The sequence below is a fragment of the Collinsella aerofaciens genome (assembly GCF_039752775.1).
In the GTDB taxonomy this organism is placed as follows: Bacteria; Actinomycetota; Coriobacteriia; order Coriobacteriales; family Coriobacteriaceae; genus Collinsella; species Collinsella aerofaciens_R.
Genome location: NZ_JBDMGT010000002.1, coordinates 1 through 16,255, shown reverse-complemented (window position 1 = coordinate 16,255; position 16,255 = coordinate 1). Strand labels below are relative to the sequence as shown.

Here is a 16,255-nt window from a genome sequence, read left to right as displayed (position 1 = left end):
CAGGAACTATTTCACCGCAACTTATGAGATGGGATGCCTTGCGCTCGTGGTGAGGTCGTGAGCTAAAAACGTGTGCGTGCGCTTGCCGTTCGTATCTGCTATCATTCCTAGTCTGTGCGCTCATGCGGGCGTGGCGGAATTGGTAGACGCGCCAGATTTAGGTTCTGGTGGGATTCCCGTGAAGGTTCGAGTCCTTTCGCCCGCACCAACGCATCTGCGTCGGCCCTGGCCGTCGCGACACTTTGTTGCATAAAGGTACCAGCACCTCAGATAAGCTGGGCAGTATGAGGAGGAACGTGTTGAACATCACCGCTTCTGACGTCAAGGACGCCAAGCTCACCGCTACGGTCACCATCCCGGCCGCCGACGTCGACGCCGCGATCAAGAAGGCCTACAAGGACACCGCCAAGAAGTACCGCTTCCCGGGCTTCCGCGCCGGTAAGGCCCCCCGTCCGGTCATCGACTCCGCTCTTGGCGCCGAGGCTACCCTCGCTCAGGCCACCAACGACCTGATCGCCGCCAACGAGCCCGCCGTCCTCAACGAGCTGGACATCGTCCCCACCAAGAGCGGTGACTACAAGGAGCTCGACCTCGCCAAGGATCACGAGGACTACACCTACACCGTCGAGTTCTCCCTGCGTCCCGCCGCTGAGCTCTCCTCCTTCGACGCCGTCGAGATCGAGATGCCCCCTGCGGAGGTCACCGAGTCCGAGATCAACAACCAGGTCGAGATGCTCCTCAACTACCGTGCCACCTTCGAGGACGTCGAGGGTCGCGCCGTCGAGGCCGAGGACTACGTCACCGTCGACCTCAAGGCCGTCGAGAACGCCGACAACTTTGCCGCCGAGGGCCGTATGCTCATCGCCGGTAGCGACAGCAACCCCAAGGAGTTCAATGAGGCCCTGATCGGCGCTAACGTTGACGACGTCAAGACCGTCACCTGGACCGACGAGGTCGAGGAGGGCGAGGAGGCCGAGACCCACACCGTCGAGGTCACCGTCAAGGGCATCAAGGTCCGCAACACCCCCGAGCTCACCGACGAGCTCGTCAAGTCCGACTTTGGCTTCGACAGCATCGACGCTATGCGCGACGCCATCAAGATCGAGATCGAGCAGGACAAGGCTTCTCGCCTTCCGGCCGAGAAGGAGAACCGTTGCGTCTCCGCTCTCGCCGAGCGTCTGCAGCTCGACGAGATGGACGCCGACTACGAGCAGTCCGTCTTTGAGGAGCTTGGCCAGAACTTCCTGTCCAACCTCGCTGCCCGCGGCATGACCCTGGACACCTGGCTGCCCGCTTCCGGCCTGACCATGGAGCAGTTCATCGGCGACCTGCACAAGCAGGCCAACGACGTTGCCCGTGAGTCCCTGGCTCTTGACGCCCTCGCCCGTGAGCTCAAGATCGAGGTCACCGAGGACGACATCAACGCCGAGTTCGAGAAGGCCGGCGTCAAGGACGTCGAGGCTTCCAAGGCCGAGTTCATCGCCGATGGCCGCATGCCTGCCGTCCGCGAGTCCATCCGTCGCTCCAAGGCCGTCGACCACCTGGTCGAGAACGCCAAGGTGACCGAGGTCGACGAGACCGCCAAGGACGCCGAGTAATTCTCGCCACCTTGCCCGCGAGCGCATGCGTGCGCCCGTGATGGGGTAAAGTTATAAACCGGTTATCCGGTCGCTTCGTACGGTGCCAGCCAATGCATAGCATGCGGGCACCGTACGTTTGTCTAGAACCATTATTGGTCCGCAAGAGAGAAATGGAGATGCGTATGATCGCTAAGTTCGATTCCGCCCTCGTGCCATACGTTATCGAGCAGACGCCGCGCGGCGAGCGCAGCTACGATATCTATTCGCGCCTGCTCAACGACCGCATCATCTTCTTGGGCGAGGAGATCAACTCCGTCAGTGCCAACCTGGTCGTTGCCCAGCTGCTGCATCTTGAGAGCCAGGATGCCGAGAAGGATATCTCGCTCTACATCAATTCGCCCGGCGGCGAGGTTTACTCCGGCCTGGCGATTCTTGACACCATGAACTTTATCAAGCCGCAGGTCTCCACCATCTGCGTCGGTATGGCTGCGTCCATGGCCGCCGTGCTGCTTTCGGCCGGTGCTAAGGGCAAACGCTTCTGCCTGCCGCACTCCAAGGTCATGATTCACCAGCCCAGCGGCGGTGCCCAGGGCCAGCAGACCGAGATCGAGATCGTGGCCGAGGAGATCAAGAAGACTCGCCGCGAGCTCAATCAGATCCTGTCCGATGCCTCGGGCCAGCCCATTGAGAAGGTCCAGGCCGACACCGAGCGCGACAACTACCTGACCGCTGCCGAGGCCCTCGACTACGGCCTGATTGACCGTATTGTCACCTCGCGCGATCTCGCCGCGAAGGACGCCTAGGATGGCAGGTAACATGCAGGACAACTTTGACGAGAACGGCAACCCCATCCGCTGCTCCTTTTGCGGAAAAGAGCAGGGGCAGGTTCGCCGCCTTGTAAAGGGTCCGACCAACATCTTTATCTGCGACGAGTGCGTTGCCGCCTGCTCCGAGATTTTGGAGGAGTCGCTGGCTTCGGACTTTATGGACGCCGCCCGCAACGGCAAGCTGCCGGGCTTCCTCAACGACCACGGTCAGGCTGCATCCCAGTCCGCCGTGGACCCCGAGACCGAGGGCTTTGAGCTCGAGGACGACCGTCAGGTCATCACGCACGTGCCGACGCCGCACGAGATCTATGACGAGCTTTCGGCCTATGTAATGGGCCAGGAGGACGCCAAGCGCGCCATGTCGGTTGCCGTGTACAACCACTATCGCCGCGTGATCGAGGGCGGCGCTGCGGTGTCTGCCTTTGATGACGACATGGGCTCGCAGTTCGATGACGATATGGACGAGGTAGAGCTCGCCAAGTCCAACATCCTGCTGCTCGGTCCCACCGGTACCGGCAAGACCCTGTTGGCCCAGACGCTCGCGCGCATCCTCGAGGTGCCGTTTGCCATCGCCGATGCCACCGCGCTCACCGAGGCCGGCTATGTGGGCGAGGACGTGGAGAACATCCTGCTCAAGCTCATCAATGCTGCCGATGGCGACATTGAGCGCGCGCAGGTGGGCATTATCTACGTGGACGAGATCGACAAGATCGCCCGCAAGGCCGAGAACCTCTCCATTACCCGCGATGTTTCGGGCGAGGGCGTTCAGCAGGCGCTGCTTAAGATTCTTGAGGGCACGGTGGCCAGCGTTCCGCCCACCGGGGGCCGCAAGCATCCCCAGCAGGAGCTGCTGCAGATCGACACGACCAACATCCTGTTCATTTGCGGCGGTGCCTTTGTGGGTCTGGACAAGATCATCGCCGATCGCGTGGGCAACAAGGGCGTGGGCTTTAACTCCGAGATCGCCGGCCCCACTTCGGTCGACGAGAACGACCTGCTGCGTCAGGTGCTTCCGCAGGACCTCAACGCCTTTGGCATGATCCCCGAGTTTGTGGGACGTACGCCCGTCGTCACCCAGACGCAGGCGCTTGACGAGGACGACCTGGTGTCGATCCTGACCGAGCCCAAGAACGCCGTGGTGCGTCAATACCGTAAGATGTTCCAGCTCGAGGACGTTGAGCTTGAGTTTGAGGACGCCGCCCTGCACGAGATCGCCCGCATGGCGCTCGCCCGCAAGACCGGCGCCCGCGGCCTGCGCTCCATCTGCGAGGACGTTCTGCAGCAGACGATGTTCGACCTGCCCAGCGAGGAAGGCGTTTCCAAGGTCGTTGTGACCGAAGCCTCCGTAAAGGGCGAAGAGCAGCCCCAGCGCATCTACGGCTAAACCAGCCAAAAACGTGCTTGCAAATAGCCTCTGACCATCCGTGGTCGGAGGCTATTTTATATATACGCAATAACCCCAACTACCTGTGTTATTCTGTGTGTTTGTTTAAGCCTCAGCGAAGTCATATCAGACTGAAGTAATCGATACCTAAGGGGAGGAATGCAGGCCCTGGTGGGCCTACATTCCTCCCCGGCGGGACAGGGAGAGATATATGGAAGAGATGCCCAAGAACTACGATCCGTCGACCAGCGAGCCGGCGATCCTGCAGAAGTGGCTCGACGGCGGCTACTATAAGCGCCGCGAGGGCGTGGGCGACTGCACCGTCACCATTCCGCCTCCCAACGTGACCGGCAAGCTCCACATGGGCCACGCCACCGACGACTCCATCCAGGACGCCATCATCCGCATGGCCCGCATGCGCGGCAAGTCCACGCGCTGGGTGCTGGGCACCGATCACGCCGGTATCGCTACGCAGACCAAGGTCGACAAGAAACTCAAGAGCGAGGGCATTAGCCGCCTGGAGATCGGTCGCGACAAGTTTGTCGACGCTTGCTGGGATTGGACCCACGAGTACGGCGGCATCATCGTCGAGCAGATCAAGCGTATGGGCTGCTCCGTTGACTTCGATAACGAGCGCTTTACCATGGACGAGGACTACGCGCAGGCCGTGCGCAAGGTCTTCTGCGACTGGTACCACGACGGTCTGATCTACCGCGGCAAGCGCATCGTCAACTGGTGCCCCAACTGCACCACCGCCATCTCGGACGACGAGGCCGAGTACAAGGACGAGAAGGGCCATCTGTGGCACCTGCGCTACCCGCTGACCGAGCCGGTCAACGGCCAGGACTACATCGTCGTCGCCACCACGCGCCCCGAGACCATGCTCGGCGACACGGGCGTCGCCGTTTCCCCGAAGGATCCCGAGAAGGCCGCCTTCGTGGGTAAGACCGTCAAGCTCCCCATCGTCGATCGCGAGATTCCCATCTTTGAGGATTGGCATGTCGACGCCAACTTCGGTTCCGGCTTCGTTAAGGTTACTCCGGCCCACGACCCCAACGATTACGCCATGGGTCAGGCCCACGACCTTCCGCAGATCAATATCTTCGACGAGCACGCGGTGGTCGTCGAGGGCTATGGCGAGTTCACCGGCATGACCCGCGAGGAGTGCCGCGAGGCGGTCATCAAGTGGTTCGACGAGCACGGCCTACTCGATCACGTCGAGGAGCACGACCACTCCGTCATGCACTGCTACCGTTGCGACGCCGCGCTTGAGCCGTGGCTGTCCGAGCAGTGGTTCGTGGCCGTCGACAAGCTCAAGGGGCCGGCGCTCGACGCCGTCAACTCCGGTAAGGTCACCTTCCACCCCGCGCGCTGGACGCAGACCTACACCACTTGGATGGAGAATCTCAAGGACTGGTGTATTAGCCGCCAGCTGTGGTGGGGCCACCGCATTCCCGTGTTCTACTGCGAGGACTGCGCCTGGGAGGACGCCCTTACCGAGGACACCGATGTGTGCCCCAAGTGCGGCGGTCATCACGTGCATCAGGACGAGAACGTGCTGGACACCTGGTTCAGCTCGCAGCTGTGGACCTTCGCCACGCAGGGCTGGCCGCAAAAGCCGGAGCTGCTCGAGGGCCATCATCCCACGACGGCGCTCGTCACCGCGCGCGACATCATCGCGCTGTGGGTCGCCCGCATGGTCATGAGCTCGCTGTACTTCCTGGACGAGGTGCCGTTTAAGGACGTCGTCATCTACCCGACGATCCTTGCCAAGGACGGCAGCCGCATGTCCAAGTCCAAGGGCAACGGCGTTGACCCCATGGACCTCATCGGTATGTACGGCGCCGACGCCATGCGCTACAACCTTCTTACGCTGTGCACCAACAACCAGGATGTTAAGTTCGACGCGAACATCGACAAGAAGACCAAGAAGCTCATCGACAGCCCGCGTACCGACCAGGCCAAGAGCTTTGTGACTAAGATCTGGAACGCCAGCCGCTTCCTGCTCATGAACATGGAGGGCTACACGCCCGGCGAGCCCGTCGTGGAGACGCCGGCCGACGCCTGGATGTTCAGCCGCCTGGCCAAGGCCGTTAAGATGGTCACCGAGGGTATTGAGAACTACACCTTTGGCGATATGGCCCGCGGCGTGCAGCAGTTCTTCTGGAACGAGGTCTGCGACTGGTACGTCGAGGTCACCAAGGCCCGCTTGAAGGGCGAGGGCCGTCTGCAGGCTCAGCGCAACCTGATCTTTGTGCTGGATACCTCCATTCGCCTGATGCACCCGCTCATGCCGTTTGTCACCGAGGAGATTTGGGACAACATGCCGGCCAGCGTGCTCGACCTGGATGCCGAGGGCAACGTCGACCGCGCCGAGGCGCTCATGATTGCCAAGTGGCCCGAGCCCGCCGATTACGCCAAGTATGTCGACGAGGACGCCGAGCGCGCGTTTGAGCTGTGCCGCGCCGTCGTTTCCGCCGCCCGCGCCACGCGTTCGCGTTATCGCTTGAGCCCCAAGGCCGAGCTCGACGTGGTCGTGCGCGCCGGTGTCGAGGACATCGAGAAGCTCGAGAGCCTGCGTTCGACCATTGAGCCGCTGGCCAACACCGCTTCGCTGGTCATGGGTACCGACGTTGAGAAGCCGGCCGCGAGCATCGCCGTGGTCGACAGCGGCGTCGAGGTCTTTGTGGTGCTCGAGGGCAAGGTCGATCTTTCGGCCGAGAAGGCGCGTCTTGAGAAGGAGATCGCCGCGGCGCAGAAGGAGCTCGCCGGCTGCGAGAAGACGCTCGCCAACGAGGGCTTTGTGGCCAAGGCCGCGCCTGCGGTGGTCCAGAAGAAGAGGGACCGTGCAGCTGAGCTCAAGGAGATCCTGGCGGCGCTGACTGCTCAGGTTGCTGACTTCTCGTAAATTGCGCTGAGGGGCGCGTCCCGACGCTTTGCTCGCTACTGCGGACAGTCCTGCGCAAGACGGACAGCACATTAAGTGCTGTCCTTTGCGTGCGGAACTTGTATCGAGCAAAGCGTCGGGCCGCTCCTAGTTCGTTTACGTGGTTGTTTGCAACTGGCGTGTTAGGGCCACTTGGTTGTGGCCTTGATTCTGCTGCAAAGCGGTGTTTGGCTGACATTTTGAATGGGAGGGGCTCGTTGTTGATTCGGGCCTCTTTTTATGTTGAGGGGACTTTGGGTTATGGCTAAGCGTTCTGGGTCGTATTCTGTGCCGTTCTCGTTTGAGTTGCTTTCGTTTGATGAGGCTGTGGGGCTTGCTGCTGATACGGGGCGGATTTCTGGGGATGCTGGTCCTCTGCTTGAGACGGTTGTCGATATGCTCGATGAGCTGGGGCGTCCGGACGAGTATTTCGATTGCATCCAGGTTGCCGGTACCAATGGCAAGACTTCGACTACGCGTTTTTCGGCTGCCATTCTTCGTGGTGAGGGGCTCAAAACCGCGCTGTATACGTCGCCACAGCTGGTGCGCTATCCCGAGCGCATGGAGGTTGATGGGTGCGTCGTGAGCGACGAGGCCTTTGCCCATGGCGTTTCGGCAGCTGTCGAGGCGGGGCATCGCGTGAATGCGCGCCGTGTGGCGGCAGGGGAGCGCGCCTATACCATCACACCGTTTGACCTGCTGACGGCTGCTGCACTTGTAGTGTTTGCCGAGGCTTGCGTGGACGTAGCCGTGCTTGAGGTTGGCATGGGCGGGCGTTGGGACGCCACGAGTGCGACCGATCCCGTCGCCGTTGCCATTACGGGCATTGGGCTCGATCATACACGTATTTTGGGCAACACGCTCGAGGCCATTGCGGGGGAGAAGGCTGCGGTTATTAAGCCTGGGCGCTTTGTTGTTTTGGGCGAGGGTACGCATGAGGCGAGCGTTCAGCGCGTGATGGATGCCCGTTGCCGTGAGTGCGGTGTGGTGCCGCTCGTGGTGAACCATGCCACAACCAAGGTTCCGGCACACGTGGGCGACACGGTTGAGTTTAGCTGCACCACGCCGCGTGCGATCTATACGTCAAGCATGGTTAAGCCGGCCTACCAGCCGCAGAATGCTGCGTGCGCGATTATGCTGTGCGAGGGGTATTTGGGCCGCGAGCTCGACCACGATGCGCTGGATGCATCGCTTATGGGCTGCCCCACGCCGGGTCGTTTTGATGTGCTGGGGACCGATCCGCTCAAGCTGATCGACGCCTGCCATAACCCTCAGAGCTGCGAGAACTTTGTGAGCGCGCTGGACGAGATAGATCCGTGCGTCGAGAATCGCCCCACGCTGCTGTGCGCCGCACTGGCCGACAAGGATGTGGCCGGTATTGTCGATGTTCTGATTCCGGCCTTCCCGCGTGTGGTCGTAACCCAGACCGATTCCGATCGCGCCCTGCCGGCAGAGGAACTTGCTGCCCTGGTGGACGCCAACAAGCTTGCCGGTGTGTACCCTAGCGTGCCCGAGGCTCTCGCGGCTTTTGACGCCGTGGGCGAGTCCTTCGTTGCCGCCGGCACCATCACCCTAGCCGGCGAAGTAGCCGGCCTGCTGCGCTAGCCCATCCCCTCATCAGTTGCGGTGAAATAGTTCCTGTTTTTGGGTTCTAGCAGCCCATCCAGGAACTATTCCACCGCAACTTAGTTTGGGGGCTTGGGGACCAGGCTAGTCTAGGCGGAATGGGTCGTGAGGGTAGGCGTTGAGAATCTCGACGCCCTTCTCGGTCACCAGGGCCAAGTCCTCGATGCGGACGCCGGTGCGGCCGGGGAGGTAGATGCCCGGCTCGATGGAGAACGTCATGCCCGGCTCTACGACCTGCTCGTTGACGAGTGAAACGTCGCCCGGCTCGTGGTCCTGCAGGCCGATCGAGTGACCCAGGCGATGCGTAAAGTACCGCCCATAGCCCGCGTCTTCAATCACGTCGCGTGCGGCGCGGTCCAGGTCACACATGCGCACGCCCGGTGCGATGAGTGTTTCGGCGGCCTCGTTGGCACGGCGCACGATGTCGTAGATGCGCGCCGTCTCCTCGTCCGGCTCGCCCCAAAAGAACGTGCGCGTCATGTCCGAACAGTAGTTGCAGCGGCGTCCGCCAATGTCGAACAGCACCACGTCGCCACGCTTGAGCACGGTGTCGTCGGGTTCGTGGTGCGGGTCGCCGGCGTTGGCACCAAAGCTCACGATGGGCGAAAAACTAAAGCCCTCGCAGCCGTGCTTGCGATACAAGCCGAGCATCTGGTCGGCAATCTCGCGTTCCGTCACGCCTTCGTGGACGAGCTTGATGGCATCGGCCATCACGGCGTCGTTAGCGGTCGAGGACGCGCGCATGAGCTCCTGCTCGGTGGCATCCTTGTGGGTGCGCGCTGCGGTGACGGCAAAGTCACCCAGGAAAAACTCGCTCGTAGCATGGCGCTCCATGAGCGGCATCAAAAAGCCGGAGCGCATGACGGTGTCGATGCCGAGCGGTTTGGTCGGATCGATTTCGCGAGCGATGGCATCGGCCACGACGTCGGTATCGGTGTGGTAGGCAACGCGGGCATTGTCATACTCGGGCAGCTGATGCAGAGCGTTGACCAAGATCACTGGCTCGTTACCGCGTGCGAGCAGCACGCCGCAAAAACGCTCGAACATATCGGCATAAAAGCCGGTCAGGTAATAAATCGACCACGGGTCGTTTACGAGCAGCTGTGCGCCGGGGTGCTGAGCCTCGAGCGCATCGAGCACGCGCGCCACGCGCTGGTCATCGACATGTGCCATGAAACATCCTTTCGCTAGGTTGCCACCATGGTATCCCATGCCCGGCAGCTAGGGACGTTCCTTTTATGCCGGCACTTTGGGACACTCCATGGCGAGCCTGGCAAGCGCGCAGGAAAAAGTAGTCATAAGAGGCCCGTCCCAAATGGGCTGGCTTCAAAAGTATGGCGGATTACGGGGCTGGACCTGTATTACTTGACCATGGGAAAAATCACGAAATTAAAACCGCAGGTAGACGGCTTATCAAAAATCGAAAATTGCCGGTATGGATGGGGGTCTCCGAATCAGTCCCGTAATCCGGCATAGTTTTGAATTGGAACTAAAGTAGGCACAAGCTAAATACCAATTCCAAGGATAGTTGCGGTGGAATAGTTCCTGGATGCCGGGGTTTTGGCGGAAATCAGGAACTATTCCACCGCAACTGAGGAGGGCAGGGTGGATGGCAGGGTAGCTTAAAGAGCCCGTCCCTAATTAGTTACTTAGACTCGGTCGATATCCATGCTGGCGACGAGGTCGATGCTGGTGCCGAGAAGGTCTTCCAGCACGACGTCGCCAATGCGGATGGGGGCGTTGACGACTAGGCCTCGGATGAGGTTCATGGCTTGGGCGTGGAGTGCCAGCGGGATGGCCTCGGCGGTGCGCACGGGGAGCAAGGCCTCGTCGCCGCCGGAGACCGCTATGGTCGTCGTGAGCACGCGCATGGGGCAGATGAGTTCCTGATGTGCGAACTTATCACCGCGCGGGCAACTGTTGCCGGTTACGGAGCGCACTTCTACCACGGCGCCGTCTGCGTCACGCTCTACCTCTACGGTCAGAAGGCACTCGGATGGGCAGGTCGTGCAGTTGAACTGCAGCGTTTCGATCACGTTATCGCTCATAGTCTATGCCTCCTCGACGGGATCGACGGACAGGAAAATTTCGCTAGCACCTAAGTCGAGTGCGCGCTGAATCACCTTTGCCGGCAGTGGGAAGCTTTCCATAACGCTTGGCTTAAACGCGCGGACCTTGCCGGCGAACAGTTCCTCGCCGTCGGCCAAGATCCTCACGCAGGCGGCATCGACTGGCCGACGCACGCGGAAGTTGAGCTTGGTGAGCGCCACGGCCGTAATGCGCCCCGGCAGCGCGTATCCCGCAATGCCGGCAGGGGAGACGGTAAGCTCGCAGTCCGGAACGGCGCCCACGCCGGTCCCTAGCGCGTATGCCGCCGCGGCTGCACCGGCGCGCTCGGACTCGGTCGTCACGTTGTCGGCCAGGTCGTGCACGTGCAGCACGTTGCCACAGGCAAAGATGCCCGGCACGCCCGTTTGCAGGCTCTGGTCCACCACGGCGCCGCGCGTGCGCGGGTCAAGCTCTACGCCCGCGGCAACCGAAAGTTCGTTCTCGGGAATCAGACCCACCGAAAGCAGCAGCGTGTCGCACGGAACGATGCGCTCCGTCCCGGCAATGGGCGCCAGATGCTCGTCGACCTGACTCACCTCGACGGCCTCCACGCGGTCGTGCCCGATCACGCGTGTGACGGTGGTGGACAAGTGCAGCGGAATTCCAAAGTCGTCCAGGCAGTTCTTGACGTTGCGGCGCAGGCCGTTGGCGTACGGCATGAGCTCGTACACGCCCTCGACCGAGATGCCCTCGAGCGTGCAGCGGCGCGCCATGATCAGCCCGATGTCGCCCGAGCCCAAAATGACCGCGCGCGAGCCGGGTTTGAGGTTTTCGATATTGATGTATCGCTGCGCCAGGCCGGCCGTAAACACGCCAGCGGGACGGCTGCCGGGGATCTTGATCTCGCTGCGCGTGCGCTCGCGGCACCCCATGGCAAGGACGACCGCGCGTCCGGTGAGCTGCAGCATGCCGGCGGGGCTCATGAGCGTGACGGTATGGACTGCGGTTGCTCCCGGGGCCTCGTTCACGCCCGACGCGCTCACGGCTGCGCCCGCGCCCTCGCCCTCGCCCGAATCAATCCCAATCACCATGCTGTTCAGGAACAGCGCAATGTCGGTCGAGCGCACCTGGTCGATAAAGCGTTGGGCGTACTCGGGACCGGTGAGTTCCTGCTTAAAGTGCGAAAGGCCAAAACCGGGGTGGATGCACTGGCGCAGGATGCCGCCCAGATGCTGCTCGCGCTCCACGATGGCCACGCGCGCTCCGGCCTTATGAGCGGCCAGCGCGGCCGCCATGCCGGCGGGGCCTCCGCCGATAACGACCACGTCGAAGGCTTGCGTTTGTACGGCTTCTACGACGCTGCAATCAATCGCGCTCGATTTGAGTTCTGCCATCCTAGCGCACCCCCTTCAGCGGTCCCTCAACCAGCCAAGAACCGGCATCCTCCAACAGCACCTCGCTGGGGTCGCAGCCCAGCTCGCGGGTAAGAATCGCCACCACGCGGCTCTGGCAAAAGCCGCTTTGGCACCGACCCATGCCGGCGCGGCAGCGGCGTTTGACGCCCTCGACCGAAACCGCGCCCGGCTGGCGTCGGATCGCGGCCATAATCTCGGCCTCGGGCACCGTCTCGCAGCGGCAGACAATCTGTCCCCACGCGGGGTCGGACTCGATCAGTTCCTCCTTGCGCGCCAGCGGTGCGCGGTCAAAGTCGTCCGGTGCGTGGCGAATTGGGTTCCAGTCCGCCCGCTCGTGCAGCTCCACGCCCGCCTCACGCATCACAAGCTCCATGCGCTCGGCAATGGCCGGCGCGCTTGCCACACCTGGCGACTGAATGCCCGCCGCCTGGAAAAGCCCCGACACCACGGCCGACTGTCCAATAAAGAAGTCGTTCGTTCCTTGAATGACCGGACGCCCGCCGGCAAATGCGCGCACCACGCGGTGCGTATCCAGATCGGGCACCAGCTTGCGTGCACCGGTCAGCAGCGCGTTTACATCGCTCGCATAGGTCTGCGTGTCGCCCGGCTCGCGCACGGCAGCCGTGGCGGTGATCACGGTGTTGCCGTGCACGGTGCCCGTGACGATAACGCCCTTCGACACCGGCGTCGGCACGGGGTAGAGCGGCATGAGCGTGCGCGGCTCCTTGTCCAGCACCACGATGTTGCCCTGACGCCAGACCATCTGGAACTCCTCAGCGCCCGCCATATGCGAGATGTCGGCGGCGCCGTTGCCCGCTGCGTTGATCAGATAGCGGCAGCGCACGTTGCCAGCGGGGGTCGCCAGCGTAAAGCGCACGGCTCCGTCATCCGAGTCGGCGACCTCAATGGCCTCCACCGGTGAGGAGCGCATAAACGTCACGCCGTTGGCGACCGCGTTCTCCAGCGCGGCGATGGCCACTTCAAATGGGTCAACGTAACCGGTCGAAGGGCACCACAGCGCGCACGAGGCCTGGGCACTCGCGCGCGGTTCCAGCTCGTGGATGCGGTCGGGGCCGACGATCAACAGCTCGGGCACGCCGTTGGCCAGGCCATTCTGACTCAGCTTCTCCAGGTGCGCGCGGTCCTCGTCGCTAAAACCCAGCACCATCGAACCGGTGCGGCGGAACAAAAATCCGAGCTCCTTGGCCCAGGCGCCATACAGCTCGCAACCACGTGCGTTGACCTGCGCCTTTACCGTGCCCGGTGCCGGATCGTAACCGGCGTGCACCAGGCCGCCGTTGGCCTTCGACGCGCCCAGCGCAATATCGTTAGCCGCCTCGACCACGCAAATGGACAGGTCAAACCGCGCGAGCTGCCGCGCGATGGCGCATCCGGTGATGCCCGCGCCGACATCGCGATATCAAACGTTTCTGTCACAGTGCCTCCCAGACGAGTTGACAGGCTGTCAATAGGACTATCCTACGGTCTATACACCCCCAGCGCAGCGGCAATGCGGCGAACAGCCCCGCAACACCCGCCAACGGCAGGCGAGGGGAGACCCGGCAACGTCGACAGCCTCGTCTGCCGCTCCTGGTGTCAGAGGTTTGTCTCGTTCTGTAACGGTAAACAGAAGAACTGGGTTCCAGATGTTACAGATCGAGACGTTTGCTAGGCGGGTCCTCCGTTTGTCTCGATCTGTAACAGTTAGACCCGGAGTCCGCTCCCACCTGTTACAGATTGAGATGTTTGTGTCCGCGCCAGCCCCGCCCCTAGCCGTGGTCCCATATAAACAAACCCCGTGGTAAACTTGACCGAACTGTTAATATTCCGAAAGGTATCTGTAATGTCCAAGTACATCTCCGAGCTCATGTCGCCGCAGCTTATGGGCGTCGTCTATGCCTTCGTTGGCTTTATCATCGCCCTGTATGTGCTGTCGGTCGTCTATGTGTTCATCGACGCTCGCCGCCGCGGCGCCAGCGCCTACGTGGCATGGGGCATCATCGCCCTCATCCCGTTTGTAGGCCTCATCGCCTACCTGGTCCTGCGCCCGCACTCCTATGCGTCCGACCGCGAGGAGCAGGAGCTGGACATGGCCCTGCGCGAGCGCCAACTTGCCCAGTACGGCACCTGCCCGCAGTGCGGCGCGCCCATCGAGAAGGACTTCGTCGTCTGCCCGGTGTGCGATACCCAGGTTCGCAACGTATGCCCCAGCTGTCATCGCCCGCTCGATGCGCACTGGAAGGTCTGCCCCTACTGCCGAACTCGCATCCAGTAACGCATCCATCGCCGGGCCGGTCGCAAGCCACGGGCACACCGCAAGCCACGCGCGCCCCACAGCCCCGCCCTACACGATGAAGCATGCGTAGAAAATCGCCCGCCGTGCCATTAAGGTGCGGCGGGCGCTTGTATACCAAGGCAACCTGCCTATAATGATGCAAGTCAAAAACGCCGAGCGCATCGCACGCACTTGCATCAGGCATCCGAGAGGAGAAAACATACCCATGAAGGCACTCTACAATGACGGTTCGGTGGCCGAGCTCCCGCAGGACGAGGTCACGCACGTCATCCGTCACTCCGCCGCGCACATCATGGCGCAGGCCATCAAGCGCCTCTATCCCGAGGCCGACTTTGCCTACGGCCCCGCGACCGACAACGGCTTCTACTACGATGTCGACCTGCCCAAGGGCGTCAAGATCAGCGAGGACGACTTCCCCGCGATCGAGGCTGAGATGAAAAAGATCGTCAAGGAGAACCTCAAGTTCACCGTGTACGAGAAGCCCCGCGCCGAGGCCATCGCCCTTATGGAAGAGCGCGGCGAGAAGTACAAGGTCGAGCACATCGGTGACCTGGACGACGACGCCCGCATCACCTTCTACCAGCAGGGCGACTACATCGACATGTGCGTAGGCCCCCACATCTGCTACACCAAGGCCCTCAAGGCCTTTAAGCTCACCGGCGTCTCGGGCGCCTACTGGAAGGGCGACAAGGACAACAAGATGCTCACCCGCATCAACGGCGTCGCCTTTGCCACCAAGGAAGAGCTCGACGAGCACATGCACATGCTGGAGGAGGCCAAGAAGCGCGACCACCGCAAGATCGGCCGCGAGATGGACCTCTTTATGATGCGCGACGAGGCTCCCGGCTTCCCGTTCTTCCTGCCCAACGGCATGATCCTTAAGAACACGCTGCTGGACTACTGGCGCGAGATCCACCACAAAGCCGGCTACGTGGAGATCTCCACGCCGCTCATCATGAACAAGCAGCTGTGGAAGACCTCTGGCCACTGGGACCACTACAAGGACAACATGTACTCCACCGTCATCGACGACGAGGAGTACTGCATTAAGCCCATGAACTGCCCGGGCGGCGTGCTGGTGTACGCTTCCAAGCCGCACTCCTATCGCGAGCTGCCCATCCGCGCCGGCGAGATTGGCCTGGTCCACCGCCACGAGCTGCGCGGCGCCCTGCACGGCCTGTTCCGCGTGCGCTGCTTTAACCAGGACGACGCCCACCTGTTTGTGCGTCCCGATCAGCTGACCGACGAGATCGTGGGCGTGGTCAACCTCATCGACTCCGTGTACCAGAAGTTTGGCTTTAAGTACCACGTTGAGCTGTCCACCCGTCCCGAGGACTCCATGGGTTCGGACGAGGACTGGGCGCGCGCCGAGGAGGGCCTGCGCACCGCTCTGGAGCAGCTGCACATGGACTACGAGGTCAACGAGGGCGACGGCGCCTTCTACGGCCCCAAGATCGACTTCCACCTGGAGGACTCACTCGGCCGTACCTGGCAGTGCGGCACCGTCCAGCTCGATTTCCAGATGCCGCTCAACTTTGATTTGGAGTATGTGGACGCCGACGGCACCAAGAAGCGCCCCATCATGCTGCACCGCGTGTGCTTTGGCTCCATCGAGCGCTTCATCGGTATTCTGATTGAGCACTTTGCGGGCAAGTTCCCCACCTGGCTGGCCCCCGTGCAGGTCAAGGCACTTCCCGTCTCTGAGAAGAGCCGCGACTACGCCCACGAGGTGTGCGCCAAGCTGGAGGACGCCGGCATTCGCGTGGTCTGCGACGACCGCGACGAGAAGATCGGTTACAAGATCCGCGAGGCCCGCAGCATCGACCGCGTGCCCTACATGCTCATCCTGGGCGAGAAGGAGGTCGAGGCCGGCAACATCTCCGTCCGCGATCGTTCCAACGAGACCGTTCAGATGAGCGTTGACGAGTTCGTTGCCAAGGTGCTCGAGGAGATCAAGACTCGCGCCTAGCACAAACAATACAAGAATTAACAAAGGCGACCGTCCTATAGGGCGGTCGCCTTTTTTGTTGTCTATAGAAGAAAAGCCGCTGGTTAGAGCGGCTTTTTTTGTTACGGGCTTTAGCCTGTGCGGGGCGCGCAGCGCGCCGCATCAGAAACCACCCGCTATGCGGGTGGGGCCAAACGGCTTTAC

General features: G+C 62.0%; 11 protein-coding genes and 1 tRNA gene. 8 read left to right on the top strand and 4 right to left on the bottom strand.

Annotation, left to right across the window (positions count from 1 at the left end):
* Positions 1 to 124: 124 nt before the first annotated feature.
* The 6 genes from ABHR63_RS00895 (at position 125) to ABHR63_RS00870 (ending at position 8,322) form a co-directional block, all read left to right on the top strand.
* Positions 125 to 208: transfer RNA gene (locus ABHR63_RS00895), tRNA-Leu, on the top strand.
* An 88-nt stretch (positions 209 to 296) separates the two neighbouring features.
* Complete coding sequence (tig, locus tag ABHR63_RS00890; RefSeq protein ID WP_158558666.1) at positions 297 to 1,598, top strand: trigger factor; 1,302 nt, start codon at positions 297 to 299, stop codon at positions 1,596 to 1,598.
* A 164-nt stretch (positions 1,599 to 1,762) separates the two neighbouring features.
* Positions 1,763 to 2,383, top strand: coding sequence for an ATP-dependent Clp protease proteolytic subunit (locus tag ABHR63_RS00885; protein ID WP_022095182.1), 621 nt, complete (start codon positions 1,763 to 1,765; stop codon positions 2,381 to 2,383).
* A 1-nt stretch (position 2,384) separates the two neighbouring features.
* Complete coding sequence (gene clpX / locus ABHR63_RS00880; RefSeq protein ID WP_346964717.1) at positions 2,385 to 3,791, top strand: ATP-dependent Clp protease ATP-binding subunit ClpX; 1,407 nt, start codon at positions 2,385 to 2,387, stop codon at positions 3,789 to 3,791.
* A gap of 211 nt (positions 3,792 to 4,002) precedes the next feature.
* Positions 4,003 to 6,699, top strand: coding sequence for a valine--tRNA ligase (locus ABHR63_RS00875; protein ID WP_346965852.1), 2,697 nt, complete (start codon positions 4,003 to 4,005; stop codon positions 6,697 to 6,699).
* 279 nt (positions 6,700 to 6,978) lie between these two features.
* Entirely contained in the window at positions 6,979 to 8,322 is a 1,344-nt protein-coding gene (locus ABHR63_RS00870) for a bifunctional folylpolyglutamate synthase/dihydrofolate synthase (protein ID WP_195568254.1), read from the top strand.
* 105 nt (positions 8,323 to 8,427) lie between these two features.
* Here ABHR63_RS00870 and ABHR63_RS00865 read toward each other — a convergent pair whose 3' ends face one another.
* The 4 genes from ABHR63_RS00865 to ABHR63_RS00850 all read right to left on the bottom strand — a co-directional run bounded on the left by ABHR63_RS00865 (position 8,428) and on the right by ABHR63_RS00850 (position 13,191).
* Complete coding sequence (locus ABHR63_RS00865) at positions 8,428 to 9,516, bottom strand: M24 family metallopeptidase (RefSeq protein WP_138112290.1); 1,089 nt, start codon at positions 9,514 to 9,516, stop codon at positions 8,428 to 8,430.
* Positions 9,517 to 9,992: 476 nt separating this feature from the next.
* Entirely contained in the window at positions 9,993 to 10,391 is a 399-nt protein-coding gene (locus ABHR63_RS00860) for a DUF1667 domain-containing protein (protein WP_346964716.1), read from the bottom strand.
* A 3-nt stretch (positions 10,392 to 10,394) separates the two neighbouring features.
* Positions 10,395 to 11,786 carry an NAD(P)/FAD-dependent oxidoreductase gene (locus ABHR63_RS00855; RefSeq protein WP_346964715.1) on the bottom strand — a complete coding sequence of 464 codons (1,392 nt, stop codon included), beginning with the start codon at positions 11,784 to 11,786 and terminating at the stop codon, positions 10,395 to 10,397.
* 1 nt (position 11,787) lies between these two features.
* Positions 11,788 to 13,191, bottom strand: coding sequence for an NAD(P)/FAD-dependent oxidoreductase (locus ABHR63_RS00850; protein ID WP_346964739.1), 1,404 nt, complete (start codon positions 13,189 to 13,191; stop codon positions 11,788 to 11,790).
* A 459-nt stretch (positions 13,192 to 13,650) separates the two neighbouring features.
* Here ABHR63_RS00850 and ABHR63_RS00845 point away from each other — a divergent pair, with 459 nt between their 5' ends.
* Together ABHR63_RS00845 and thrS are read left to right on the top strand one after the other, a co-directional pair.
* Entirely contained in the window at positions 13,651 to 14,082 is a 432-nt protein-coding gene (locus tag ABHR63_RS00845) for a double zinc ribbon domain-containing protein (RefSeq protein ID WP_055251579.1), read from the top strand.
* 226 nt (positions 14,083 to 14,308) lie between these two features.
* Positions 14,309 to 16,072, top strand: a complete 1,764-nt coding sequence (gene thrS, locus ABHR63_RS00840) for a threonine--tRNA ligase (protein ID WP_346965851.1) — start codon at positions 14,309 to 14,311, stop codon at positions 16,070 to 16,072.
* The last annotated feature ends 183 nt before the right edge of the window (positions 16,073 to 16,255 follow it).